Annotated in this window: 20 protein-coding genes; 15 read left to right on the top strand and 5 right to left on the bottom strand. The window is 44.1% G+C overall.

What is annotated here, in order from left to right; translation table 11 throughout:
- Nucleotides 1-164 precede the first annotated feature (164 nt).
- Together D104_RS32615 and cpxA are read left to right on the top strand one after the other, a co-directional pair.
- Nucleotides 165-851 carry a response regulator gene (locus D104_RS32615; protein WP_024024866.1) on the top strand — a complete coding sequence of 229 codons (687 nt, stop codon included), beginning with the start codon at nucleotides 165-167 and terminating at the stop codon, nucleotides 849-851.
- Nucleotides 848-2,239: an envelope stress sensor histidine kinase CpxA gene (gene cpxA, locus D104_RS32610; RefSeq protein ID WP_024024865.1), complete on the top strand. Its 1,392-nt coding sequence runs from the start codon at nucleotides 848-850 to the stop codon at nucleotides 2,237-2,239. The genes D104_RS32615 and cpxA overlap by 4 nt, the downstream gene beginning before the upstream one ends.
- A 545-nt stretch (nucleotides 2,240-2,784) precedes the next feature.
- On the opposite strand, the gene D104_RS32600 is transcribed toward cpxA, so the two are convergent.
- The 3 genes from D104_RS32600 to D104_RS32590 form a co-directional block, all read right to left on the bottom strand.
- Nucleotides 2,785-3,528, bottom strand: coding sequence for a class I SAM-dependent DNA methyltransferase (locus tag D104_RS32600; protein ID WP_031215159.1), 744 nt, complete (start codon nucleotides 3,526-3,528; stop codon nucleotides 2,785-2,787).
- A gap of 197 nt (nucleotides 3,529-3,725) precedes the next feature.
- Nucleotides 3,726-5,018 carry an NCS2 family permease gene (locus D104_RS32595; protein ID WP_024024862.1) on the bottom strand — a complete coding sequence of 431 codons (1,293 nt, stop codon included), beginning with the start codon at nucleotides 5,016-5,018 and terminating at the stop codon, nucleotides 3,726-3,728.
- A 274-nt stretch (nucleotides 5,019-5,292) separates the two neighbouring features.
- A complete protein-coding gene (locus D104_RS32590; RefSeq protein WP_024024861.1) occupies nucleotides 5,293-6,153 on the bottom strand; it encodes a TraB/GumN family protein in 861 nt (286 codons plus the stop codon).
- Between the two features lie 285 nt (nucleotides 6,154-6,438).
- Here D104_RS32590 and D104_RS32585 point away from each other — a divergent pair, with 285 nt between their 5' ends.
- The 13 genes from D104_RS32585 to D104_RS32525 all read left to right on the top strand — a co-directional run bounded on the left by D104_RS32585 (nucleotide 6,439) and on the right by D104_RS32525 (nucleotide 21,129).
- Nucleotides 6,439-6,963 (top strand): RNA methyltransferase, encoded by a 525-nt coding sequence (locus tag D104_RS32585; RefSeq protein ID WP_024024859.1) that lies wholly within the window; start codon nucleotides 6,439-6,441, stop codon nucleotides 6,961-6,963.
- Between the two features lie 217 nt (nucleotides 6,964-7,180).
- Entirely contained in the window at nucleotides 7,181-7,936 is a 756-nt protein-coding gene (locus D104_RS32580; protein ID WP_024024858.1) for a DUF481 domain-containing protein, read from the top strand.
- A gap of 16 nt (nucleotides 7,937-7,952) precedes the next feature.
- The gene (locus D104_RS37065; RefSeq protein WP_024024857.1) at nucleotides 7,953-8,966 is read left to right on the top strand and encodes a CobW family GTP-binding protein; all 1,014 of its coding nucleotides are present in this window, start codon (nucleotides 7,953-7,955) and stop codon (nucleotides 8,964-8,966) included.
- A 230-nt stretch (nucleotides 8,967-9,196) separates the two neighbouring features.
- Complete coding sequence (locus tag D104_RS32570) at nucleotides 9,197-11,002, top strand: acyl-CoA dehydrogenase C-terminal domain-containing protein (protein WP_024024856.1); 1,806 nt, start codon at nucleotides 9,197-9,199, stop codon at nucleotides 11,000-11,002.
- A 79-nt stretch (nucleotides 11,003-11,081) separates the two neighbouring features.
- Nucleotides 11,082-11,396 carry an SCP2 sterol-binding domain-containing protein gene (locus tag D104_RS32565; protein ID WP_024024855.1) on the top strand — a complete coding sequence of 105 codons (315 nt, stop codon included), beginning with the start codon at nucleotides 11,082-11,084 and terminating at the stop codon, nucleotides 11,394-11,396.
- A gap of 109 nt (nucleotides 11,397-11,505) precedes the next feature.
- Nucleotides 11,506-13,200 (top strand): AMP-binding protein, encoded by a 1,695-nt coding sequence (locus D104_RS32560; protein ID WP_024024854.1) that lies wholly within the window; start codon nucleotides 11,506-11,508, stop codon nucleotides 13,198-13,200.
- A 45-nt stretch (nucleotides 13,201-13,245) separates the two neighbouring features.
- The gene (locus D104_RS32555) at nucleotides 13,246-13,806 is read left to right on the top strand and encodes a DUF2889 domain-containing protein (protein ID WP_024024853.1); all 561 of its coding nucleotides are present in this window, start codon (nucleotides 13,246-13,248) and stop codon (nucleotides 13,804-13,806) included.
- Nucleotides 13,806-14,558 carry an enoyl-CoA hydratase-related protein gene (locus tag D104_RS32550; RefSeq protein ID WP_024024852.1) on the top strand — a complete coding sequence of 251 codons (753 nt, stop codon included), beginning with the start codon at nucleotides 13,806-13,808 and terminating at the stop codon, nucleotides 14,556-14,558. The genes D104_RS32555 and D104_RS32550 overlap by 1 nt, the downstream gene beginning before the upstream one ends.
- 294 nt (nucleotides 14,559-14,852) lie before the next feature.
- Nucleotides 14,853-15,605: an electron transfer flavoprotein subunit beta/FixA family protein gene (locus D104_RS32545; RefSeq protein ID WP_024024851.1), complete on the top strand. Its 753-nt coding sequence runs from the start codon at nucleotides 14,853-14,855 to the stop codon at nucleotides 15,603-15,605.
- Entirely contained in the window at nucleotides 15,602-16,531 is a 930-nt protein-coding gene (locus D104_RS32540) for an electron transfer flavoprotein subunit alpha/FixB family protein (protein ID WP_024024850.1), read from the top strand. The genes D104_RS32545 and D104_RS32540 overlap by 4 nt, the downstream gene beginning before the upstream one ends.
- A 90-nt stretch (nucleotides 16,532-16,621) precedes the next feature.
- Complete coding sequence (gene fadB / locus D104_RS32535; protein ID WP_024024849.1) at nucleotides 16,622-18,772, top strand: fatty acid oxidation complex subunit alpha FadB; 2,151 nt, start codon at nucleotides 16,622-16,624, stop codon at nucleotides 18,770-18,772.
- A 27-nt stretch (nucleotides 18,773-18,799) separates the two neighbouring features.
- On the top strand, nucleotides 18,800-19,975 hold the full coding sequence (fadA, locus tag D104_RS32530) for an acetyl-CoA C-acyltransferase FadA (RefSeq protein WP_024024848.1): 1,176 nt from the start codon (nucleotides 18,800-18,802) through the stop codon (nucleotides 19,973-19,975).
- A 188-nt stretch (nucleotides 19,976-20,163) separates the two neighbouring features.
- The gene (locus tag D104_RS32525) at nucleotides 20,164-21,129 is read left to right on the top strand and encodes a D-2-hydroxyacid dehydrogenase family protein (RefSeq protein WP_024024847.1); all 966 of its coding nucleotides are present in this window, start codon (nucleotides 20,164-20,166) and stop codon (nucleotides 21,127-21,129) included.
- A 105-nt stretch (nucleotides 21,130-21,234) separates the two neighbouring features.
- On the opposite strand, the gene D104_RS32520 is transcribed toward D104_RS32525, so the two are convergent.
- The gene (locus tag D104_RS32520; RefSeq protein WP_024024846.1) at nucleotides 21,235-23,271 is read right to left on the bottom strand and encodes a methyl-accepting chemotaxis protein; all 2,037 of its coding nucleotides are present in this window, start codon (nucleotides 23,269-23,271) and stop codon (nucleotides 21,235-21,237) included.
- 198 nt (nucleotides 23,272-23,469) lie between these two features.
- A complete protein-coding gene (gene codA, locus D104_RS32515) occupies nucleotides 23,470-24,723 on the bottom strand; it encodes a cytosine deaminase (protein ID WP_024024845.1) in 1,254 nt (417 codons plus the stop codon).
- Between the last annotated feature and the right edge of the window lie 81 nt (nucleotides 24,724-24,804).

Raw genomic sequence — 24,804 nt, 5'->3', positions numbered from 1 at the left:
GTTTGTAAAAGCTGCACTATCAGCGCATATGAGTAGAATAGAGTTTGTTAAGTAAAGTGGCGTATTGCCAAGGTAAAGTATCGTAAAGGAGGCGCTGACGATCAGATTTCAACGTAAAATACGATTCATCGTTTTGTTTAATCTAATTGTTCTAGGAGTTGTTGATGCCACATATATTAATAATCGATGACGATATTGAATTGAGTGATCTACTTAAAGAGGTGTTGTCTTTTGAAAATTGTGTCGTCTCAGCTGCATACGACGGTTTGGCAGGTTTAGAGGCAATGGACGACAGTGTGGATCTGGTCTTGCTGGATGTCATGATGCCAAAGCTGAATGGTTTTGAGACATTAAAGCAGTTACGTGAAAAGTGGGACGTGCCTGTTTTAATGTTAACGGCCAAAGGTGAAGAGATTGACCGAGTGGTTGGACTGGAGCTCGGCGCGGACGATTATTTGCCAAAGCCGTTCAGTGAGCGTGAATTGTTGGCCAGAATCCGCGCAATTCTTAGACGAACACAAAGCACCAAAGGTAGCACGCAAAACGATTTTGTGATTTATCGAGATATTAAACTTTATCCTGGTCGGCTAGAAGTTTACTGCAATGGCGAATTGTTGGATGTGACCAGCACCGAGTTCGCTTTGTTACACTATTTTTTACTTCATCCTGGTGTTGTCTTAACAAAAGAAGTGTTGAGCCTAGATGTATTGGGTAAGCGCTTGGCGGCGTTTGATCGAGCGGTGGATATGCACGTGTCGAACTTACGGAAAAAACTACCCGATTGGCCGAATGGAAAACCCCGGATCAAGACGTTGCGAGGCCGTGGTTATTTGTTGGTGGAGGGAGAATGATACGTTTGCCAAGCATCGCCAGTTTGTATGGGCGAATATTTGCGATTTTTTGGTTTACCATGTTTTTGGTCATCATGGCGGTATTGGCGTTACCTCATTTTGACCCACGTAAGACAAGAGACATTTCCCCACCTCACTACGAACGTATGTTAGAGGTCAGAGATCGAGTTGAGCAAATTTTTGCTTCTGCTAGAGATCTTGCTCCAGTATTAGACAGTTTAGAGTCAAGATCACGTCGAGGACCAGAAGATAATAATTTTAGATTATTTATCACCGACCTTGATGGCAATATTCAGTCAGTCAGCCGCCGTCCTGACTTTATTATGAAATCGCTGCGTAATTTTGTAACCAGCATCGATGACGCTTCTCGTCCGCAGCAAAAATTGTATGGCAAGTTTATGTTATCTGGGCCGTTGCCCATTCATCTTGCAAAGAAGGATTATTATTTATACGTCGGTACAAAATGGAATCAACCCCCTAATTTTTTACTGCAATTATTTGATCATCCGTTTCGTTTGCTTTTGGTTGTCATGATGGTGAGCACCCCGTTACTGCTCTGGTTAGCGTGGGCATTAAGTCAACCGGCTCGTCGTTTAGAAATGGCCGCTCAACGTGTGGCGCAAGGCGTGTTTGAAATAGACCCAGAATTGGAAAAAGGCACAACGGAATTTCGTCAAGCGGGAAAAAGTTTTAATCAAATGGTGGAAGCCGTCAACCTGATGATTACGCGACAGCAGCGGCTTTTATCGGATATTTCTCATGAACTTCGTTCGCCCTTGACTCGCTTAAAAATGGCGCAAGCCTTAGCGATGAGGAAGCAGGGTGAAAGCTCAGAGCTCACGCGCATAGATATTGAAGCTCAACGACTTGAACAGATGATTGGTAAGCTTCTAGAGTTGTCTAGAGTGCAAGTAGACAGTCATTTAAATCGAGAAGTTCAGCCATTATCGAGTATCTGTGAAGCCTTACTGACGGACAGTCAATTTGAAGCAGAGCAAGTGGGGAAAACCTTATTTGTCTCTGAGATACCCAATCGATCTATTCATTGTCATCCGCAGCTATTAATGAGTGCGTTAGAGAACATTATTCGAAATGCGATTCATTATGGCAAAGATCACATACGGGTTACGTTAGAAGAGCAATACGATACCGTGCGTATTCGTGTAGAAGATAATGGCGAAGGGGTGCCGGAAGACGAATTAGAGTCCATTTTCCGACCATTTTATCGAGTGTCTACGGCACGAGATCGACACAGTGGCGGCGCTGGATTAGGGTTGGCCATCGCGGAAAATGCAGTACGACAGCACAATGGATCGCTTCGAGCTGCTCGCAGTGATTTGGGTGGGTTGCTGGTGGAGGTAACATTGCCCTTATTGGGTAACGTCTAACCGATTCGCTGTTTATATTTAGAAAAAGAGGTTCAACTCTGTGTTTTTAGAAAAGGATTAGTAGACAACGAGAATGATTCGGCTCATATTAGAGCTTCATCGTTCTTATTATGCATTCAGTTTATCGATCCATCCCAAAAGCACAGAGTTATGCCGAGGCGCCAATCTTCGGTTCATCTTGTCTTTTCCACGTTTTATTTGAATAACATGTTTGCTAATACGTTTTATTGCCTATTTTTTAGGCGCATTTTAAAAACAAGAAAGGGAAGCGCTTTGCCGTTTTTCTCTAAAATCACAGGAAATATATGATAAATACCGCTAAAGAGTTCGTATTACAAAGGATTTGTACGTTTGCAAGCCAGGCGTTTGACCCTAATTCTGATTCACAAGTTGTTGGTGTATTGAAAAGTAAATTTAACATACGCTTACCGCAAAGACGTTCTATGAATGAGTCTCTTTCTTCTACCGTGAGCGACCATGAAATTGTTGCTTTGATTTTGAAATATCGTTCTATGGCTTAGTTGTTATACGGGCTTAAGTCTTTTTTATCGTTTTATACACAGAAAAATAGCGTTACCAGATTTCTTATCCCAAGGAAGAAGTTTGTCGTGATCGTGTTCAAAAATATGAACATCAAAATACGGCGCTAATAATGCGCTTAGCGCATAAAAGCTCAATGCCACCATTGGGTGTTCATCTGTCCAGCACTGTGTTTCTTCCATCGTACTTTTTTCAATACTCAGTTTCAGCGTTTGCTTGTCGCCTTCACCGCTGTAGTACCAAGATGATCCAAAGGAAAATTTACTGTTTTCGTGTATCACGCTGTGTTTTGCAAACAAGCCATTGTCTATCTGGTTCTTATCGACGGAGTTGAAGCAAAATACACCGCCTTTATTGAGTGCGCTATGGACACTTTTAATGCAGTTGTTTAAATTTTGGGTGTCACCACTGTAGTGAATAGAATACAAAAAGCAGGTGATGAAATCGTAAGCTTCGTCCGTGACAAAATCGCACATATTACCCAGTTCAAATTGCGCACTTGGACAGCGTTGCTGAGCGATATCGAGCATGGGCTGGTTAATATCGAGGCCCTTACACTGATAACCATATTGCAGAAGATGGTGAATGTGTGGCCCAGTGCCACAAGCTAAATCCAAATGCCGTTGTCCACCATTGCCGAAAATCTGTTGAAGTCGATGTGCGCTGTTGCTTTGGGCTTGGTAATTGATGTCGGCACACATCAAGTCGTAATAACCTGATAAGTCCGTATAGAGCGCATTGTAAGACATGTTTTTGATCGCTTGGAAGGGTGAAAATCGATGGCGAATCATATAGTAATATGGACTTTTTGCGAAGCTGAAAAATACGATAAATTATAAAAAAACAGGCCCAGAGAATACTCTCTGGGCCTGTTTTTTGTGTCTATCTATCGCTACTATTTGTTACGTGTTTTTTGATTGGGTGCTGTAAAAAGCCCCTTGAAAAATCACACAAAAATAAAGAATTTAGCGATGAATAGGGCCGCTAGAATATACACAGCAGGACTGACTTGCTTACCTTGACCAGATAGCAGTTTGATAACCGCGTAGCTGATAAAAGACAGAGCAATACCATCTGCGATGGAATATGTTAGCGGCATGGTGAAGGCGGCAATCAGAACGGGAGCGGCTTCTGAAATGTCATCCCAATCTACATGAGCCAAGCTGCTTGTCATTAATACCGCCACGTACATAAGCGCGCCTGCCGTTGCGTACGCAGGAATAGAGCCGGCAAGTGGCGCAAAGAAAAGGCTAAGCAAAAATAACAGAGCAACAACAACCGCTGTTAAGCCAGTGCGTCCGCCAGCAGCGACACCAGAAGCACTTTCAATATAACTTGTCGTCGATGACGTACCTAAAGCAGCACCAACAACCGTCGCGCTTGAATCGGCGAGAAGGGCTTTTTTAAGACGAGGCAGTTTGCCTTCTTTATCTAGCAATCCGCCACGTTGACCTACACCGATTAGCGTGCCAGATGTGTCAAATAAATCCACAAAGAAAAAGGCAAAAATCACACTTAACATGCTGATTTGAAATGCGCCTTCTATGTCCATTGCGAGAAACGTTGGAACAACCGATGGCGGCATGGAAACCAGTCCGCCAAACTCATTTTGACCAAATAGAATCGACAAAACCGTGACGAAAAGAATGCCGATCATGACAGCGCCAGTAATGTTCAAGTAAGCCAATGCACAAATAACAAAAAAGCCAAGTAAACCGTAAATAGCCGATGGCGAAGACAAATCACCCAATGACACCATGGTCGCTGGATTTTTCACGATGATGCCAGAGTTTTGCAGAGCAATCATGGCTAGGAAAAGGCCAATACCAGCGGCAATACCAAGTTTTAATGAAGAAGGAATGGCATTGATAACCCATTCGCGAATTCGAAAGATACTGATAAAGATGAAAAGAATACCTGATAAGAACACAGCACCTAACGCTTGTTCCCAAGAGTAACCCATGCCAAGAACGACGCCGTACGTGAAGAAAGCGTTCAGTCCCATGCCTGGCGCTAATGCGATTGGGTAGTTTGCATACAGACCCATAATCAAACAACCAATGGCTGCGGCAAGACAGGTTGCGACAAAAACTGCACCTTGGTCCATACCGGCTTGGGCAAGAATAGATGGGTTAACAAAGATGATGTAAGCCATCGTCAAGAAGGTAGTGATACCTCCGACGACTTCGTTACGAATCGAAGTGTTGTGGGCTTTAAGTTGGAAATAACGTTCGAGCATAGGGAAACCTTTTGCTAGTAGGGCGACGGTATCTATTGCATTGTGAGTCCAAGCGTTCGGGGAAAAAACTCACAAAAAATACGCCGAGATAAGTTTGATAACTGATCAGTTGGTCAGTAAATAATTTCGGCGGCAAGTATAAAAAATTCTGGGGGGTTTGGGGAGGAAAATTGAAACAAATAATCAACTTAACAGGTAAAAGTGGTAAAACTCACCTTTTGGTGCGCTTTACCTTTGAATAGCCTGCGTGAATTTTGCTCGATTGGTGACCTTGTTATAAGTTTTTAACGTGATAACCGAGGGCTTTGAGCTTTTTTAAAATGCTGTCAGTACCGGCAAGGTGCATCGCGCCAACCATTATAAATTCAACTTCTGAGTCGTTTAGCATTCGCTCAATTTGTGGCATCCACAGGTTATTTCGTTTCACTAAAAGAGATTGATAAATATCTGGGTAATCGTTTTTAAAATCTTTTAGTTCTAGGTCTGCCATTGCTTCAACGTCGCCTTTGCGCCAACTGTTCCGAAGGTCTTTCATGCTTTTTGGCATGTCTTTAATGTCTTCTAGTGTGTAATTGATGATGGCGTCGCTGTCTTGGTGGTTCATTTCACCTAGGGTGGCTATTTGTGCTTCGGGCTCTTCTAACCAGCCTTTTGGCTTATTGTCATTTTTGGCTCTTTGCGCATAGTACTGATCCACTCCTGCGCTGGTAAATCCTAAATGTTTCAGTTCAATCATGCTAAGTGAAATGGCCAAAGCACTGGGTTTTAAGTTGTGAACGGCGGTGATAGGAATTTGTCGAGCGGCTAAATATATTTTTAGTGATTGATAGGTTTCTGGCGTGACCACTTGGTCGATGGTGGTGTTATCAGTAAAGGACAGTTCTGCTTGCATGTGTTGTTGAAAATCAGGATCGGTCAGGGTTTCCATGTTGGTTTCAAAGATGACTTTATCCGCCGCTTGGTAGGCTGTTTCGTAAGCACTTGGGAGCGGGTAATCGTGTGGTGTCAATAAATGGATCGTACCGCCGATGTAAAGTGTGTTTGACCCTGAGGTGACTTTCCAAACAGATGCGGCTTGGGTTTGAAAAGTGGCGGCCGCTAATAAGGTAAGGCCAAATTTTTTTAAAATATTCATGATTTTCCTGAATGATTTTGTTCATTAAATAGGATGTCAGTAGTGACGTTATTATTTTTTGCGACGGCCAAATATGAAAAACGAACCGTCGATTGTTTGACGTCAGTGTACGCATTTAAAGTAATAGCGAAAGTGTCATCGAGGGTTGTGTTTGTTTTTTTCTTATTATTTAAGCAAATCATAGGCGCGTCTTTGATCGGTTAAGCGACATCCGTATGGCGATAAATACGATGTAATAGTGATATTATGAGCGTCGTTTTTAAATGTCTGTGTAGTGAATTATCAATGAAAAAAGAATTTGTCTCTATTGGTTTAACCAATCCTAAAGATACGTCAAATGTAGGCTCTGTAATGCGAGCGGCAGGATGCTATGAAGCTAATCAGGTGTTGTATTCAGGAACACGTTACGACCGAGCAATCAAAATGTCGACCGACACACAAAAAGCCAGCGCGTCTATTCCCCTGATCAATATAGACACTCTGGGTGTGGAAAGTTTAGTTGATTCAGTGGATTCTGAAACCAAAATAGTTTGCGTGGATTTGATTCAGGGCGCAACACCACTTCCTGCTTTTAATCACCCTGAAAAAGCCTTGTATATTTTTGGTCCAGAGGACGGAACGATTGACCAAAAAGTTGTAGATCGAGCGGATTTTGTGGTGTTTGTGCCAACGGTTGGTTGTATGAATTTAGCGGCGTCAGTCAATGTTTTGCTTTACGATCGATTGGCGAAGTCTGCTAGAGCGGTCGCTGGCGATGCGTTAATTCGTCAAAGTAAGGATGGGAATAACAACGTAAAAGTCCGAGCTTAATGTAAGGTTCTCTTGGTTTCTTATCGATTATTTTTCATATAGCTAACAGTAATTTGACTGTGATATTGCAGTATCAATGAAAGAATGTATTCCAGCCTTTAAGGTAATTTAAGAAGGGAAATGCGTCAGGCTTAGACCACTTTTTATGGTGTTTGGGCGCGGTACCTCTTTAATAGCTAACGGGTATTTATTGATGAAATAAAAGGAATGCATTGCGATGAGACCGTTAAGGCGAGCCGTATTGGTGGGTTTGTTTTTTGCGATACCTTCAATTCATGCGTCAGAACGTTTTCCTATGAGAATGCCTTTAGCGCCGTTAAGCATGGAAGTTGAGTTTGGGGTTATCGCAACGACAGGGAATACAGACAGCTCGGCATTGAAAGGAAAGGCGACAATCAAGCAAGACTTTCGAGCATGGAAGAATAAATATGAAATGGATACGCTATACAAACGAGATCGATACGAAGGTATAAGTGAGACAACGGCGCAAAAAGTGTTTTTGTCGGCGCAAAGTGATTATAAATTAAGCGCTGAGAATACGTCGATTTTCGTTTTTGGTTCTTATACCGACGATCGCTTTAGTGGCTACGATTACCAAAATACCATCGCTATTGGCTATTCTCGACGATTATTTTCCCATTCTAACGCATTTTTGGATTACAACATTGGCCCCGGTTATTCTTTTAATCGGACGGATGAAGGCAATAAAGAAGATTCCATCATTGTGCACCTGGAAGCAGAATACGAATACCGCTTTAGTTCTGAGGTGAAATTCACCCAGACGTTAGGAAGTGATCTTGCGTTGGAAGGTCATAAAAACACGTTGTCCAAATCGGAAACGGCGATTTCTGCCAGACTGAGGGATAATTTGAGCATGAAGGCGGCTTACAGTATTACTCACAATAGTGTAGTGCTAGACAACAGAGAAAAGACGGACTCCACAACCAGCATGACGTTGGCATATTCTTTTTAAATAATTGGATTTTCTTATGCGTTATCAGGGCATCAAAGTCACCGTAGTGACGGGGTTTTTAGGGGCAGGAAAAACCACATTGATTCGTCAGATATTGGCTCAAGCGCCGTCGAATGAGCGCTGGGCTGTTTTGGTTAATGAGTTTGGTGACATTGGCTTGGACAGCGTTTTCTACGCAGATTTGGGCGTCGCCATTCGGGAAGTTCCGGGTGGTTGTGTCTGCTGCACGACGTCTGCTGCGTTTCAACAAGGTTTGAATCAACTGATACGGCAATACAATCCAGATCGAATTTTTATTGAGCCGTCAGGCCTTGGTCATCCTAAGCAAATCATTCAAAAACTACGCAGCGATGCTTATCAAGATGTGTTGCTTCTAAGTGGCGTTTTTTGTGTTCTCGACGCGCGTCATTTGGGTGATGAGCGCTACACAAATCACGCTACATTTAATGATCAAATAGACGTGGCGGGTGGCATTGTGTTGAGTCATGTCGATCGTTATCAGCAAAGCGATATGGATTTAGTTGACGCGCGTTTCAGTACTTTGTCTTCCTCGATATCGACTCAGACGGTATTTAGAACAGACCCTATGATGTTGCCGATTAGCGAATTAGATATAGGGTTGAAGGCGATTACGTCTGTGTTAATGGAGCCAGTGAAAGGGCGTCATTCACATGAGATTCATAGACACCAACATAGCCATGAAAATCGAGCGCTTGTTAACGAGCCTCAATTTTATCAAAAGCAGCAAGATGCGATGCAGGTATTGGGTTGGCGTTGGCCTCATATGTATTTTGATAAAGAAAACATCACCTCAATGGTTCATTGGATGGCTGAACTGGAAGGCATTTATCGCATTAAAGGCGTGTTTGCGATGAACGCTAGCGAGGCGCTTTTGGTTAATATGGCGCGTGGTGAGGTCTGTTTAAATGTGGCTTCATGGCAAGGTGGTAGCCGTGTGGAGGTGATTGGAGGAATGGAAGGCAATTGGCCTACAGTTATTAGACAGCGATGCGAAAACGATTTCACCTAATGTATTTATGCGTTTTTCGTCACCAATGAGCGGGCTGTTTTCCATTTTTGTGTCCTTTTACTTCCTGTGAATTAGAGTGGTTGAGTGTTTAAAACGATTCCCTTGGTGTATTTTGTCATTAACTTTGGCATCTTTTGTTATTGAGAGAAAAGCGCTTATAGAGGAACCTTTCTAGCATAAGAGGTTCCTATTGGAACAGATTGAATAAAAACAATAAGAGGTCATAAGTCATGCCTGAATATAAAGCGCCCTTGCGCGACATCAAATTTGTCACTGAAGAAGTTCTCGATTTTCATGGCCACTACGCTAAATTGCCAGGCGCGGAAGAAGCAACGCCAGATATGGTGTCTGCCATCCTTGAAGAAGGTGCAAAATTTGCAGAGCGTGTTCTTTCTCCTCTAAACCGCGTTGGCGACCAGCAGGGTTGCCAGTTTAAAGACGGTGTTGTTACAACCCCTGACGGGTTTAAAGAAGCCTACCAACAATACGTGGAGGGCGGCTGGCCATCTCTTTCTCATCCCGAAAACGTAGGCGGACAAGGTTTACCTGATTCACTTGGTATGATGGTGACGGAAATGATCGCCACGTCAAACTGGTCGTGGGGCATGTACCCAGGGCTCAGCCACGGTGCCATGAACACCATCGAATTGCATGGCACTGACGAGCAAAAACAAACCTATCTAACAAAATTGGTTTCAGGCGAATGGACAGGCACCATGTGTTTGACTGAGCCTCATTGTGGTACTGACCTTGGTATGTTGAAAACCAAGGCTGAGCCACAAGCTGATGGCAGTTACGCGATCACCGGTACGAAGATTTTCATTTCGGCTGGTGAGCATGATATGGCTGACAATATTGTCCATATCGTGTTGGCTCGTCTCCCAGATGCGCCTGCCGGTACAAAAGGTATATCGTTGTTTATCGTCCCAAAACACAACGCTGACGCGAATGGCGAAATCGCTGATCGTAATCAAGTGTCTTGTGGTTCGATTGAACACAAAATGGGCATACATGGTAATGCCACGTGCGTGATGAACTTTGATGGCGCGAAAGGCTACCTAATTGGTGAACCAAACCGCGGTTTAAACTGCATGTTTACCTTTATGAATACCGCGCGCCTTGGCACAGCATTACAGGGTTTGGCTCATTCTGAGTGGGCATTGCAAAACTCGGTTGCTTACGCAAAAGATCGTTTACAGATGCGTTCTTTGTCTGGTCCAAAAGCCCCAGAGAAAGCCGCGGATCCTATCATTGTTCACCCAGATGTTCGTCGTATGTTGCTAACGCAAAAAGCGTTTTCAGAAGGCGGTCGTGCTCTGATCCATTATTGCTCTATGCTTGTGGATACGATGAAGAAAGGTTCTGCTGACGAAAAAGCCGAAGCGGATGAGTTGATGTCTTTATTAACGCCAATTGCGAAAGCCTTCTTAACAGAAACGGGTTTTGAATCAGCAAACCAAGGTTTGCAGGTGTTTGGCGGTCACGGTTACATTGCTGAGTGGGGCATGGAGCAAAACGTACGCGATTGTCGTATTTCGATGCTGTATGAAGGCACGACGGGTATTCAGGCGTTGGATCTATTGGGTCGTAAAGTATTGATGACGCAAGGCGCGACACTACGTCGTTTTACTAAGATTATTCATAAGTTCTGTAAAGAGCACAAAGGCGAAAAACGTCTTAAGTCTTACATCTCAGCGTTGGATAAAGTGAACAGCGAATGGGGCGATGTTACGATGAAAATTGGCATGAAAGCCATGCGTAACAAAGACGAAGTGGGCGCGGCTTCGGTTGATTATTTGATGTTCTCTGGCTACGTTGTATTGGCGTATTTCTGGGCGCGTATGGCCGTAACAGCTCAAAAGAAACTGGATGAAGGCACAGACGAAGTCGGTTTTTATACGGCTAAATTGCAAACGGCGACTTTCTATTATGAGCGCTTATTGCCTCGTACTAAAGCACATGCCGAAGCCATGCTGTCTGGCGCAGACAACTTATTGTCAATGGACGAAGATAACTTTTTGTTTCTTAACGCTTAGTTATTAAGAAACAAGCGATAACAAAATTAAGCATGTGAAATAGACATGGTATTTTAAACAGATTAAAGAGGTCAGAATTATGAGCGAAGCAAAAGCGGTATTTGAATCTATGTTAGGTCGTTTCGACGCGGATGAAGCCGATGATATGGAAGCCGTGTTTCAATTTGACTTAGATGATGCAGACAACTATCACTTAAGTATCTCCGATGGGAAATGTGACATGGGAGAAGGTCAGCATGATGATCCTACCGTCACGCTTAGTATGGACTTGGATACACTGAAAGAAGTAATGAGTGGTGAATTAGATGGCATGGCGGCTTTCATGCAGGGTAAAATCCGAGCGGATGGAGACATTATGCTGGCCACTAAGTTGACTCAAATCTTTCCTTTATAAGGTTTGATATTATACAACTTGTATCGCTCTAAAGCTCAACTGCCAATTTCGTAGTTGAGCTTTTGCGTTAACCAATTCTCCTAAATAAAAAAAACAAATGGAGCTTTTTATGTCAATGGATACTACTCCTAATAATTTACATGCGGGAAAAGCCCCTGGTACTTTTTTACCAGAGTCACTTAATCCTCATGGTTATCAATCCGTCACGGATATTTTGGCGGTAGCAGTTGAAACACATGCGGATCTTCCTGCTTTTACCAGTGTTGGTCGTACACTGACATACCGTGAATTGAATGAAAAATCAGATCAATTTGCGGCCTATCTTCAGAACGAAACTGATTTAACGCCGGGCGACCGAATCGCGGTCCAATTGCCCAATATTATTCAGTATCCCGTTGTGCTTTTTGGCGCCATGAAAGCCGGCTTAGTTGTCGTTAATACCAACCCTTTATATACCCCAAAAGAACTTGAGCATCAGTTTAATGATGCGGGTGTTAAGGCCTTGGTTGTGTTTGCCAATATGGCGCATAACGTAGAAAAAATTCTTGCAAAAACCTCTATCAAGCACCTTATTATCACAGAAATTGCAGACTTCCATCCGCCGATTAAGCGCCTATTGGTGAACTCTGTGGTGAAGTACGTGAAGAAAATGGTGCCTGCTTATCACATTCCTAGCGCACTAACGCTTAATGAAGCGCTGGCGAAAGGGCAAGATAAGAAGGTGCAAAAGGTTACTGGTTCACCAGAACAGATTGCGGTATTGCAATACACAGGTGGTACAACGGGTGTCGCAAAAGGCGCGATGTTGACGCATGCGAACTTAATTTCAAACATGTACCAATTGAGTTCACGATTGAGCTCTATTATTGCGGATAGAGAAGAGGTGTATATTGCCCCTTTGCCTCTTTACCACATCTACGCCTTTTTGATTCATGGTTTAACCTTGTTAGAGCGCGGCGCGCACAGTGTGCTGATTCCTAACCCAAGGGATTTGCCAGGTTTTGTGAAAGAATTGAAAAAATGGCCTTTTACAGGCTTTGTTGGTCTCAATACGCTGTTTGTTGGCTTGTGTAATAACGCCGATTTCAGAGCCTTAGATTTTTCGACGCTTAAATTGACGTGTTCTGGTGGTATGCCATTGACGCATGCTGCGGCTGAAGAATGGAAAAAAGTCACTGGCTGCCAAGTGGTAGAAGGTTACGGACTGACAGAAACATCGCCGGTTGTCTCATTTAATCCGATTGGTAAAGAACGTATTGGTACGATTGGTCTTCCTGTCGCAGAAACAGACATTAAGATTCAAGGGAGAGATGGTTCTACGTTGCCGCAAGGCGAATCTGGTATGTTATGCGTGCGAGGACCTCAAGTAATGAAAGGTTACTGGAACCGTGAAGAAGCCACTCGAGAAGTCATGACAGACGATGGTTTCTTAATCACGGGTGATATTGCCATGCAGCACCCAGATGGCTATTTGCAAATTGTGGATCGTGCAAAAGACATGATCATCGTGTCTGGATTTAATGTGTATCCAACAGAAGTGGAAGACTGCTTGTCTTCTCATCCTGCCATTTTAGAGTCGGCGGCGATTGGTGTTCCTGATGACAAAGCGGGTGAAGCAGTCAAAGCCTTTGTCGTACTAAAAGCGAATGCTGAGAAGCCAGACGTTAAAGCATTAAGAGCGTACTGCAAAGAAAATTTAGCGGCTTACAAAGTGCCTAAGTACTTCGAAATTCGAATGGAATTACCAAAAACAAACGTTGGTAAAGTACTGCGTCGAGCTTTGCGAGAAGAAGAGCAAGCTTAATTTTCGTGTTTATAGCGCCTTGTCGCTAATAGCAGGAGCGTTACTATGACGCAGGTTAAACGTAAGCTAATGCATCGGCGCCGCATAGAGTCCTTTGGGTTCTTGCGGGACGATGGCTTGTGGGATATCGAAGCCAACATGCAAGACCTTAAAGCCTATGATGTGAATCGCGAATTTGATCACAGCATCGTGCCGGAAGGCAGTCCTTTTCATGACATTTCCGTCACGTTAACGTTGGATGACACCTTCTTGATTAAGGACGTTTCTGTCTCTATGGACGCGTTTCCTTTTCCGAGTTGTGGTGGCGCCGTTCCCAGCTTTGACGTATTGAAGGGGACTAGAATTGGCGCGGGTTGGAATCGCTGGTTGAAAGAAACCTTTAGTGGCAAAGTTGGTTGTACTCATGTTTTGGAGCTTTTTCCCGTGGTCGCAACAACGGCCTTTCAAACCATGTGGCAGCCGTTGGGTGAAAAATACCCTAAGCAGGTTCCTGGGGCACTGATGAAATTGATTAATAGTTGTCACGGGTGGTCTGATGAAGGCCCAATGGTTCGTAAATTGGTCGATGAAAAAATACTTCATATACCCGTAAAGGAGAGTCAGTAATGAGTGAATTTGTTACTGAAAAAATCGAATCTGGTGTGCAAATCATATATCTAGACAGGGTGGATAAGAAAAACGCCATTACGTTAGATATGTACCAAGCTTTAACGAATGCACTGCATAATGCAGAGAAAAATGCAGAGGTTAAGGTGACATTAGTGTATGGACTCGGCGGGGACTTTTCTTCCGGAAATGACATAAATGAGTTTGTACAAATCGCTCAAACACCAGAGAAAATGGAAGCTATTATGGCGTTTTTACAAGCATTAACCGCTTATAAGAAGCCGCTTATTGCTGGTGTGGAAGGGCGAGCCGTGGGTGTAGGTGCGACCATGTTGCTGCATTGTGATCTGGTGTTGGCGTCTCGGAATGCTCGATTGCAATTTCCCTTTGTGCAGCTTGGATTAGTGCCTGAAGCGGCATCAAGTCATTTATTGCCTCAATTGGTGGGTCATCAAAAGGCCTTTGAAATATTGGTGCTTGGAGAGTTTGTAGACGCTGAAATGGCGTACGAAATAGGTTTAGTCAATCATTTATGCGAAGAAGGCGAAGCGTTTAAAGTGGCGCTTTTTTATGCGGATAAAGTGGCGGCCTTGCCTGTAGAGGCGGTGGCGTTGAGCAAAGATTTGCTGAAACATCGAGGTCAGGATGACGTACAAATGGCATTGATGCGAGAAGGTAGAATATTTAAAGATCGTCTTAAATCTAAAGAAGCTCATAAAGCGTTTACGACCTTTTTGTCACGCAATAAATAATGTTACACCTTTCTTTAAAAAGCCTCGCCCTCGTGTGAGGCTTTTTTGTTTGTGCGTCTTATCAAAGTCGAGACAATACATCTTTTTTTTATGCACGAATGCGTTACTTATTTTAATGGATTCGTACTAGAATCAGGGGGATGTTTTTCCTTGAGGTTCTTTAATTATCAAGGTATTGAGCGTTTTTTAACGAATGAGTGAATATTTTTGTCAGTTAACTGGCGCTTTTTTGTTATTGATGAAAATCCTTCTCAAACTACTATAGATAGCAAGAAAATAATAAATGAGGGACTTATGAAAATCCTAGTATCCGTAAAACGAGTGATTGACTACAACGTCAAAGTTCGTGTCAAAACAGATCACACTGCGGTTGATCTAACCAACGTCAAAATGTCCATGAACCCTTTCTGTGAAATCGCAGTGGAAGAAGCTATTCGTCTAAAAGAAAAAGGCGTCGCGTCGGAAGTGGTTGTGGTTTCGGTTGGGTCTAAAAGCTGTCAAGAAACCTTGCGAACTGCTCTGGCGCTTGGTGCAGATCGTGCTATCCAAGTGGAAACTGAAGACGGTTTAGATTCTCTTTCGGTTGCTAAGTTATTAGCAAAAGTGGCGAAAGAAGAAGCGGCTGATTTGGTGATCATGGGCAAGCAAGCGATCGATTCTGATAACAATCAGACCGGTCAAATGGTGGCCGCGCTATTAGACTACCCACAAGCAACCTTTGCATCGGAAGTCGTTATTGAAAACGGCGAAGCACAAGTAACGCGTGAAATTGATGGTGGTTTGCAAACATTGGCGATTACATTGCCAGCCGTTGTAACAACGGATTTGCGTTTGAATGAACCCCGTTTTGCGTCTTTGCCGAATATTATGAAAGCCAAAAGAAAGCCATTGGATGTGAAAACACCGGCGGATCTTGGTGTTGAAATTGGCTCTAATGTCAGCATTGTTTCTGTTACGCCGCCGCCGCAACGTGCGGGTGGTATTAAAGTAGGCTCTGTTGCTGAGTTGGTAGACAAACTTAAGAATGAAGCGAAGGTGGTGTCATGAGCGTATTAATTATTGCAGAACATGATAATAAGTCTTTAAAGCCAGCAACCTTGAACACAGTGGCAGCCGCGACTCAAATCGATGCGGACGTTCATTTGTTGGTCGTCGGCTCTGAATGTCAGACCGTTGTTGAACAAGCAAGTCAAGTAGCCGGCGTCACCAAAGTGTTGGTGGCTGACAATGCGGTTTACGAGCATCAACTGGCCGAAAATGTTTCAAAACTGATTGTCGAAATTGCGAGCGGTTACAGCCATATTTTAGCGCCAGCAACGACAACGGGTAAAAATACCTTGCCGCGAGTCGCTGCGTTATTAGATGTGGCGCAATTGTCGGATGTGATTAAAGTGGTATCTCCAGATACTTTTGTACGTCCAATCTATGCAGGCAATGCGATTGCGACGTTTAAAACGACAGACACGGTCAAAGTCTTAACGATTCGCTCTACAGGGTTTGATCCTGTGGCAAGTGACGGTGGCAATGCAGAGCGTGAAGTGCTTTCACAAGCCATTGCATCTGATCGTAGTCGTTTTGTGAAAGAACAACTAGCGGAATCAGATCGTCCAGAATTAACCGCTGCCAGTGTGATTATTTCTGGTGGGCGAGGAATGGGCAACGGTGAGAACTTCAAACTACTCGAAGGGGTTGCTGATAAGTTAGGCGCTGCGATTGGTGCTTCTCGTGCTGCTGTAGATGCGGGTTTTGTACCAAACGATTTGCAAGTCGGACAAACGGGTAAAACGGTTGCGCCAGATTTGTATATTGCCGTGGGTATTTCAGGTGCAATTCAGCATTTGGCGGGCATGAAAGACTCTAAAATCATTGTTGCTATCAACAAAGACGAAGAAGCGCCTATTTTCCAGGTGGCGGACTATGGCTTGGTGGCGGATTTATTCGATGCCGTACCAGAGTTAGAAAAGAGCCTTTAATCACACAGTGATAAAAAGTAAAACATTCAAATACCGGGTGACGGTGCCTAATAACCACCGTCATCATAATAAAAATAATTGGAGACCAGCATGATATTCGAAGGACAAGCAGTCAAAGTTGCAGTCGATAATGCAGGCGTGGCAACGGTCACTCTGGATTTGGTCGGTGAATCGGTTAATAAGTTCAATAGCCTTACTTTGAATGACTTAGCGAAAGCCGTGGATGCATTAAAACACTTAGACGATTTAAAAGGTGTTGTGTTCGTTAGTGCGAAAGACGTTTTTGTCGTTGGGGCAGATATCACAGAATTTACGTCATGGTTCAAAATGGATGACGAAGATTTGGCGGATAAGTTACGTGACGCCCATAATATTTTTAATGATATTTCTAACTTACCTTGTCCAACCGTGGCAGCGATTAATGGCATCGCCTTGGGCGGTGGTATGGAGTTGTGCCTAGCGTGTGATTATCGTGTGATGGCGGATTCAGCAAAAATTGGTCTTCCTGAAACGCAATTGGGCATTTATCCAGGTTGGGGCGGCAGCGTTCGTTTACCTCGTCTTATCGGACCTGATAATGCCTGTGAATGGATTTGCGGTGGCGCACAAAAACGCAGCGCTGACGCATTGAAAGATGGCGCGGTGGATGCGGTTGTTCCTGTTGCGAAAGTCAACGATTCTGCTCGTCACTTAATTCAGCAAGTGCTTGACGGTAAGTTGGATTACCATGCGCGCCGCGATGAACTACGTGCACCAATGGTCTTTTCTCCTATCGAAAAAATGATGATCTTTGAATCTGTTCGTGGTGTGGTGGGCGCAAAAGCAGGCAAACATTACCCTGCACCAATGGCTGCAATCAAGACAGTAGAAAAAGGCATTAGCCAAGAAATGAGCAAAGCGCTTGAAACAGAAATTCAAGGCTTTATTAAACTTGCCAAAGGTCCTGTTGCGAAATCCTTGGTAAATCTGTTCCTGAATGATCAGCAGATTAAGAAAACAGCCAGTAAATACGCGAAAAACGCGACACCAGTGAAACAGGCCGCCGTATTGGGTGCGGGTATTATGGGTGGTGGTGTTGCTTACCAGTCCTCTTCTAAAGGCACGCCAATCATCATGAAAGACATTCGAACCGAAGCGTTAGAGCTTGGGTTGAATGAAGCGAATAAGCTGTTTAATGGCCAAGTAGAACGCGGACGTTTAACCACAGAAAAAGCCCTTAAAGCCATGAGTGCGATTATTCCTGCGCTAACATACGGCGAATTTGAGCATGTTGATTTGGTGGTTGAAGCCGTTGTTGAAAACGTCAAAATCAAGAAGTCTGTTTTGGCTGAAGTCGAAACGAAGATTGCCGATGATGCAATTCTGACGTCTAACACGTCAACGATCTCCATTACTGAGTTGGCAAAAGATCTAAAACGCCCAGAAAATTTCTGTGGTATGCATTTCTTCAACCCAGTGCATCGTATGCCGTTGGTCGAAGTCATTCGTGGTGAGAAAACGAGCGACGCGGCCATTGCAAAAACGGTTGCTTATGCACAAGCCATGGGTAAAACGCCTGTTGTTGTTAATGATTGCCCCGGTTTCCTTGTGAACCGCGTGCTATTCCCTTACTTCGCAGGCTTTTCCTTGATGATGCAAGAAGGCGCAGATTTCCAAGTCGTGGATAAAACCATGGAAAAATTCGGCTGGCCAATGGGCCCAGCTTACTTGTTGGACGTCGTCGGTGTCGATACGGCATTTCATGCTGACCAAGTGATGGCTGAAGGCTTCCCTGATCGCATGAAACACGAAGGAACAAACGCTGTCGATCGCTTATTTGAACTTGAGCGTTTTGGTCAGAAAAATGGCAAGGGGTTTTATACTTACGAACCAGATCGTAAGGGCAAGCCGAAGAAAATATTTAATGAAGAAATTAATACTTTGCTGGCTCCGGTTGTCACCTCTCAGTCTGAATTGACTGAAGAAGACATCATTGCCCGTATGATGATTCCGCTTTGTGTTGAAACCGTTCGATGTGTTGAAGAAAACATTGTTGCGTCGGCGGCAGAAGCGGACATGGGATTGATCTACGGTATTGGTTTCCCTCCATACCTTGGTGGTGCGTTGCATTACCTAGACCAAATGGGACTGCAGGCATTTTGTGACCTTGCAGACAAATACAGCCACTTAGGAAAATTGTATGAGCCGACCGCGAAAATGCGTGAAATGGCGAAAAACAATGAAACCTATTACGGCGTTTAATTTCCCAGAGGCTAGAGGAGAATTTCCATGAAACTGAATCCAAATGATGTCGTGATTATCGACGCAGTTCGTTCACCAATGGGTAAAACGAAAAACGGTGTTTTTCGCAATGTTCGAGCGGAGAACTTATCAGCAGGGCTGGTTAAAGCTTTGTTCAAACGTAACCCAGACGTGGACCCAAAAGACGTTGAAGACTTGATCTGGGGTTGTGTTAACCAAACCCTAGAGCAAGGTTTTAACATGGCGCGTGCCGTGTCCTTATTAGCTGGCTTGCCAATCACAACGGCAGCACAAACCGTGAACCGTTTGTGTGGTTCGTCTATGTCAGCGATTCATACAGCAGCGCAAGCGATTATGACAGGCCAAGGCGATATGTTTGTTGTGGGTGGCGTTGAGCACATGGGCCATGTTGGCATGATGCACGGCGTTGATGTAAACCCAGCGTTGTCAAAACACATGGCGAAAGCCTCCATGATGATGGGTGTTACCGCGGAAATGCTAGGGAAGATGCACGGTGTCAGCCGTGAAGCTCAAGACGAGTTTGCCGTACGTTCGCATCGTCTAGCGTATGAAGCGACACTTCAAGGTCGTTTTGCCAATGAGATTGTGTCTATTGAAGGCCATGATTCTGAAGGAAATAAAATCCTAGTGGAAGTGGATGAAGTGATTCGTCCAGAAACATCTATGGAATCCTTGGCGGCTCTAAAACCTGTTTTTATGCCAAAAGTCGGCACGGTCACAGCGGGTACTTCTTCCGCTTTGTCTGATGGTGCGTCTGCCATGCTAATGATGTCCGCGAAGAAAGCGGAAGAGCTTGGTTTAACGCCAATTGCAAAAGTACGTAGCATGGCTGTGGCAGGTTGTGATCCAGCGATCATGGGTTACGGCCCTGTTCCAGCAACGAAGAAAGCGCTTAAACGTGCAGGTTTAACCATCAGTGACATCGACATTGTTGAGTTGAACGAAGCCTTCGCAGCGCAATCTATTCCAGTTCTGAAAGACTTGAAATTGATTGATTTGGTTGATCAGAAAGTAAATTTAAATGGTGGCGCGATCGCGCTTGGGCACCCGTTAGGTTGTTCTGGCACGCGTATTTCCACCACATTGCTTAATGTGATGCGTGAAAAAGACGCAACACTCGGGCTTGCTACCATGTGCATCGGCATGGGGCAGGGTATCGCAACCGTGTTCGAGCGAGTGTGATACTGATCACTTACCGAGCCTTATCTCGGTAAGCTGAACGTTTTAACTTCTGTCTTTGCCCCGCCTTGAGTGGGGCTTTTTTTTGATTTTGATAAGGGGGTGTCTATGGTGCTGGTAATGTTTCTCATCTTATTGGATGATGAAATGAATTTTTGATCATAACAAGCGTCCCTTCAGGAGATCTCCCTTTGAAAATTGCCGTATTAGATGACTATCAAAACTGCGTAAAAGATCTTGACTGTTTTCGTATTCTAGAAGGTCATGACATTCATGTTTTTAACGAGACGTTTACAACGGTGGATGATTTAGTCGCCAATTTAATTGATTTTGACGTCTGCGTATTAATTCGTGAACGTACAGTGATAACGGAAGCACTTCTGTCTCGATTGCCAAATTTAAAATTGATCAGCCAAACTGGAAAAATCAGCAATCATATTGACGCTAAATTGTGTCACCAGTATGGGGTTGCTGTGGCGGAAGGTGTGGGGTCTCCTGTTGCACCTTCCGAGTTGTGTTGGGGGCTGATTATGGCCGCGAGACGCCATATTCCAGCGTACGCGTCTCATTTTTCCAATGGGCGATGGCAGCAATCGGGTGCGTTAGGACTGGGGCGCGTATTGAATGGCTCTGTTCTCGGGATTTGGGGGTACGGGAAAATTGGTCAGCGCATTGCACAATACGCGAAAACCTTTGGAATGAAGGTGCTTGTTTGGGGAAGTGAATCATCACGAGCGCTTGCTCAAGAGCATGGTTTCTCAGTAGCGGCAACTAAGGCTGAATTTTTCCAAACCGCCGATATTATTTCTTTGCATTTAAGGCTGCACCCGGCGACAACCGCGTGTGTGACGGAAAACGATTTAGCATTAATGAAACCAGATTCATTGTTTGTGAATATCAGCCGTGCGGAGTTGGTGGAAACGGGCGCTTTGTTTCGTCAAATGTCATCGAATCCTACAAAATGTGCGGCGGTTGATGTGTTTGAATCTGAGCCTGCTAATCTGGAGAGCGAGCCTTTATTGTCGTTGCCGAATGTACTTTGCTCACCTCACATAGGGTATGTTGAGAAAAACAGCTACGAGCTTTATTTTAAAATAGCGTTTGAAAATGTCGCCGCATTCTTAGATGGTACACCGCAAAACGTGATCGCGTTTTAAATCGATAATTGGCGGACTAATGCAGGCGGTAATTATCAAAACGCCGAAAGAAAATGCGCTTTTCTTTCGGCGTTTTGGTTTGTTTAGCACGTAGTAGATATTTGGTTAAACTTTAAATCGACCCACTTCTTTATTGAGCGTGTTATACAGCTCGGTGATCTGCGTTGATTGTTTGTTAATCACGCTGGAAACGTCTTTAACGCCGTCTGTTTGCGCTTTTAGCGAGCTTAGATTTTGGTTGATGTCATTGGCCAATGTGGCTTGTTCATGTGTGGCTTCTGCTGTTTGAGAAGCCATGGATTGAACCTTGCCAAAGGAGGTATTCAGCGAGTCAAAGATACTAATAACACTGTTGAAATTTGATGCGGTATTGTCCGCGTTTTCACGGCTGTTTTGTGTGGATGTCGAAGATTCACGAACATTGATTTTCAGCTGTTCGATGATGGTTTCAATTTCATCCGTACTGCTCTGCGTTCGCGTAGCGAGTGTTCTGACTTCGTCCGCAACGACGGCAAATCCTCGGCCTTGTTCACCCGCTCTGGCGGCTTCAATCGCGGCGTTTAGCGCCAACAAATTGGTTTGTTCTGCGATATTACGAATGACTTCTAATACAGAGCTGATGGCTTCTGAACTTTTTTCCAAATCGGCCGCTCGACTTAGTGATTCTTCAATGTCTTTGATTAAGCTAGATATGGCTTTATGGGATGAGTTTACCGCTTGGATGCCTTGCGCTGTTAATTCGCTGGACGTTTCCGCTTCCGTGGCGGTGTCTGTGGCGACTATTGCCATTTTTTGATTCGAGGAATTCATTTCATGGCCCGCGCTGATCATAGAGGCCGATGCCTCTCCTAACGCATGAGAAATATTATTGGTGTTTTCTGATGCGCTTTTCAATCCCGCCGTCATGCCGCCTAATGCGGTAGATTGAGTGTGAATATTGCCAATGATTTTACGCAGTTGCTCTACAAAGTGGTCAAATTCATGAGCAAGATCCCCTAACTCATCTTTTGTTTTTGAATTAATTCGTTGCGTTAAATCACCATCGCCATCGGCTATTTCACGAATTCGTAGCGCCATACTTTCTACATTTTTCGTGATGGTCAGTGGAATGAAGTAGCCAAGTAATAACGCAACCACAAATGCGATGGCAATAATAACCATGGCAATCTCTTGGTTTAATAATAGGTCGCTTTCTGTTTTCGCTTCCATTAAACGAGAGTGGTCACGTACGGTTTCACCAGCGACATCAAGTATGTCTCTTATTTCTGAAAATTTAAGATCCGCAATAATAAACTCTTGCGGTAATTTTGCATGGTTTTTAGCATCTGGCGAGTCCAGTTGTTTTAGGCTTTCTTGCAGCCACTTGTTGAATAGTACGTCAAAATTGGCGTAATTTTCGGTGAGTTCTGGGTTATTAAGAAGCAGAGCTCGATAGGTTTGGAATCTGTTTAATGCTTGCGCAGAATTGAGCTTGAAGCTTTCTTTATTTTCTTCAAAGTCTCCGACGCCATTAATAATTTTCTGCTGCGCTAAACGTGCCTGGTAAATGTCTCTATCGGCATTTAGGACTTCTGATATGGCTTCAATGTAATTGTTGAATTCTGACGAGGAGCTTAGATCTGCTTTAATATTCTTGGTGTGTGTCCGTAGGTTTTCTCCCGCTTCATCCAGCATATTTCGGATGACTTGAAACTCCTCATCCATGTTGTTCACGTTTTGAGAAAACTGAATGCCTTTTTTAGATGAATCCAGCAGTTTTTCACTGACGGCCACCCATTCACTGTAAAGCGAGTCAAAGTTTTCGAATGGGCTTAACAGCTCTTCTGGCTCGTCTTTAAGAAATTTTCTGTAGAGCTGGAAGCGATCAAACACTTGTTGGGCATTGTCCCTGAAATCGGCTTCATTGCCTTCTAGCGTGCCTTCGCCTGTGAGGATTTTTTCTTGTGCTAGTCGCGCTTGATAAATGTCTCTGTCAGCATTCAGGACTTCCGAAATGGCTTCGAAGTAGTGTTCGGCTTGTACTTTCATGGCGCTTTTTTGCACGCTGCTCATGAACATCATAAAGGTAAATAGGCCAACGAGAATGATGGAAAGGAATACAATCGGCAACATCATCTTGATTCGAATTGAATGGATACGCATACACAGTCCTTTTTTACCTAAGTCAGATTAATGAAAGTCTAGGAAAGGATGTTTGTAACCGCAAAAAATATCGTACACATTAAGGTAATAAAATGTATTCAGAAGAAGAGGTAAGGCGTTATTTTGATGTGTTTTTGAAATTCGCTGCCAGAATTGGCAGCGAATTTTGATTTATATGAGTCGGGTGCGATGCATTGTTCATCCCAGTTGAAATGACGGATCTTCCCAAATAATGCGAGCGGGTTCTCTTTGCATGATGATGTTGCCATGACGAACGGACATCAACACGTCACCCTGTTTTCGCAACACGCTGTAATCATCGTGACCATCTAGCAGTATGAAATTGGCAGGGTTGCCGACTTCGATGCCATAATTTTCTAGGCGCATTGTTTTTGCACTGTTATCGGTGATCATGTCCAGTGCGCTGGCGTAGTCTTGATAGCCCATCATTTGGCAAATGTGCAAAGCAAAATCTAAGGTGCGTAACAGTTTGCCGTTTCCAAGCGAATACCAAGGGTCGAAGATAGAATCTTGCCCTAAGCAGACGTTGATATTGGCTTCGCGCAGTTCTTTAACCCGAGTCACTCCACGGCGTTTTGGGTAAGTGTCGAATCGACCTTGTAGATGAATGCTTTCGGTGGGGCAAGAGATAAAATTAATGCCAGAATTCTTCAGTAAGCGAAACAGTTTTGAACAATAGGCGTTGTCGTAGGAATGCATGGCGGTGGTGTGGCTGGCGGTGACGTTGGAGCCCATGTCTTGGAACAGTGCCTCGCAAGCAAGAAATTCAAGAAAGCGAGAGTTTGGATCGTCTATTTCGTCACAATGTACGTCGACCAATCGATCGTACTTTTTTGCCAATTCTATAATGAGTTTGATCGATTTTTCACCCAATTCTCGGGTGTATTCAAAATGAGGAATACCTCCGACCACGTCGGCGCCAATTTCCAGCGCTTCTTCCATCAGGGCTAAGCCGTTTGGGTAGGACAGCATGCCGTCTTGAGGGAAGGCGACCACTTGAAGGTCTATTTTGTCTTTTAGCTCGTCTCGCAATGCACACAAAGTGCGAACGCCGATTAATGTGGGGTCTGTTGTGTCTGCATGAGTCCGAATAGCTTGCACACCGTTTTGTACCAACAATTCAATAGTTGAGAGTGCGCGCTTGCGAATGTCGGCTTCGTTCAACATGGGCTTTCGCTGGCTCCAGCGCTCTATGCCTTCGAAGAGAGTGCCGCTCTGGTTCCATTCTGGCTCGCCTGCCGTTAACGCGGCATCTAGGTGAATATGGGGCTCGATGAATGGTGCGCACACAAGGTTACCTGCAGTATCCAGTGCTCCTTTTGTCAGGGCTAACGTGCCGTCTTGTGCTTCTATTTGAGCAAAGCGACCGTTTTCAATGGTTAAGGTGAATAACTCAGGTCGCTGACGTAAACGGGCGTTAATTAGTCGCATAAAATTCTCGGTCGTTATGGAAAGTATGGTGTTGTTGCATCGTGTTGCATTAAAGAGAGTTTGTCTGATTCGTTGATCGTT

It is taken from the genome of Marinomonas profundimaris (assembly GCF_000508165.1).
Taxonomy (GTDB): domain Bacteria; phylum Pseudomonadota; class Gammaproteobacteria; order Pseudomonadales; family Marinomonadaceae; genus Marinomonas; species Marinomonas profundimaris.
The sequence above is the reverse complement of the archived record's forward strand: the minus strand, read 5'-3'. Positions and strand labels throughout refer to the sequence as shown.

Excerpts from the sequence above, each read along its gene's own strand:
- D104_RS32615 (WP_024024866.1), top strand. The coding sequence starts at position 165 with ATGCCACATATATTAATAATCGATGACGATATTGAATTGAGTGATCTA.
- cpxA (WP_024024865.1), top strand. The coding sequence starts at position 848 with ATGATACGTTTGCCAAGCATCGCCAGTTTGTATGGGCGAATATTTGCG.
- D104_RS32600 (WP_031215159.1), bottom strand. The coding sequence starts at position 3,528 with ATGTCTTACAATGCGCTCTATACGGACTTATCAGGTTATTACGACTTG.
- D104_RS32595 (WP_024024862.1), bottom strand. The coding sequence starts at position 5,018 with ATGCTCGAACGTTATTTCCAACTTAAAGCCCACAACACTTCGATTCGT.
- D104_RS32590 (WP_024024861.1), bottom strand. The coding sequence starts at position 6,153 with ATGAATATTTTAAAAAAATTTGGCCTTACCTTATTAGCGGCCGCCACT.
- D104_RS32585 (WP_024024859.1), top strand. The coding sequence starts at position 6,439 with ATGAAAAAAGAATTTGTCTCTATTGGTTTAACCAATCCTAAAGATACG.
- D104_RS32580 (WP_024024858.1), top strand. The coding sequence starts at position 7,181 with ATGAGACCGTTAAGGCGAGCCGTATTGGTGGGTTTGTTTTTTGCGATA.
- D104_RS37065 (WP_024024857.1), top strand. The coding sequence starts at position 7,953 with ATGCGTTATCAGGGCATCAAAGTCACCGTAGTGACGGGGTTTTTAGGG.
- D104_RS32570 (WP_024024856.1), top strand. The coding sequence starts at position 9,197 with ATGCCTGAATATAAAGCGCCCTTGCGCGACATCAAATTTGTCACTGAA.
- D104_RS32565 (WP_024024855.1), top strand. The coding sequence starts at position 11,082 with ATGAGCGAAGCAAAAGCGGTATTTGAATCTATGTTAGGTCGTTTCGAC.
- D104_RS32560 (WP_024024854.1), top strand. The coding sequence starts at position 11,506 with ATGTCAATGGATACTACTCCTAATAATTTACATGCGGGAAAAGCCCCT.
- D104_RS32555 (WP_024024853.1), top strand. The coding sequence starts at position 13,246 with ATGACGCAGGTTAAACGTAAGCTAATGCATCGGCGCCGCATAGAGTCC.
- D104_RS32550 (WP_024024852.1), top strand. The coding sequence starts at position 13,806 with ATGAGTGAATTTGTTACTGAAAAAATCGAATCTGGTGTGCAAATCATA.
- D104_RS32545 (WP_024024851.1), top strand. The coding sequence starts at position 14,853 with ATGAAAATCCTAGTATCCGTAAAACGAGTGATTGACTACAACGTCAAA.
- D104_RS32540 (WP_024024850.1), top strand. The coding sequence starts at position 15,602 with ATGAGCGTATTAATTATTGCAGAACATGATAATAAGTCTTTAAAGCCA.
- fadB (WP_024024849.1), top strand. The coding sequence starts at position 16,622 with ATGATATTCGAAGGACAAGCAGTCAAAGTTGCAGTCGATAATGCAGGC.
- fadA (WP_024024848.1), top strand. The coding sequence starts at position 18,800 with ATGAAACTGAATCCAAATGATGTCGTGATTATCGACGCAGTTCGTTCA.
- D104_RS32520 (WP_024024846.1), bottom strand. The coding sequence starts at position 23,271 with ATGCGTATCCATTCAATTCGAATCAAGATGATGTTGCCGATTGTATTC.
- codA (WP_024024845.1), bottom strand. The coding sequence starts at position 24,723 with ATGCGACTAATTAACGCCCGTTTACGTCAGCGACCTGAGTTATTCACC.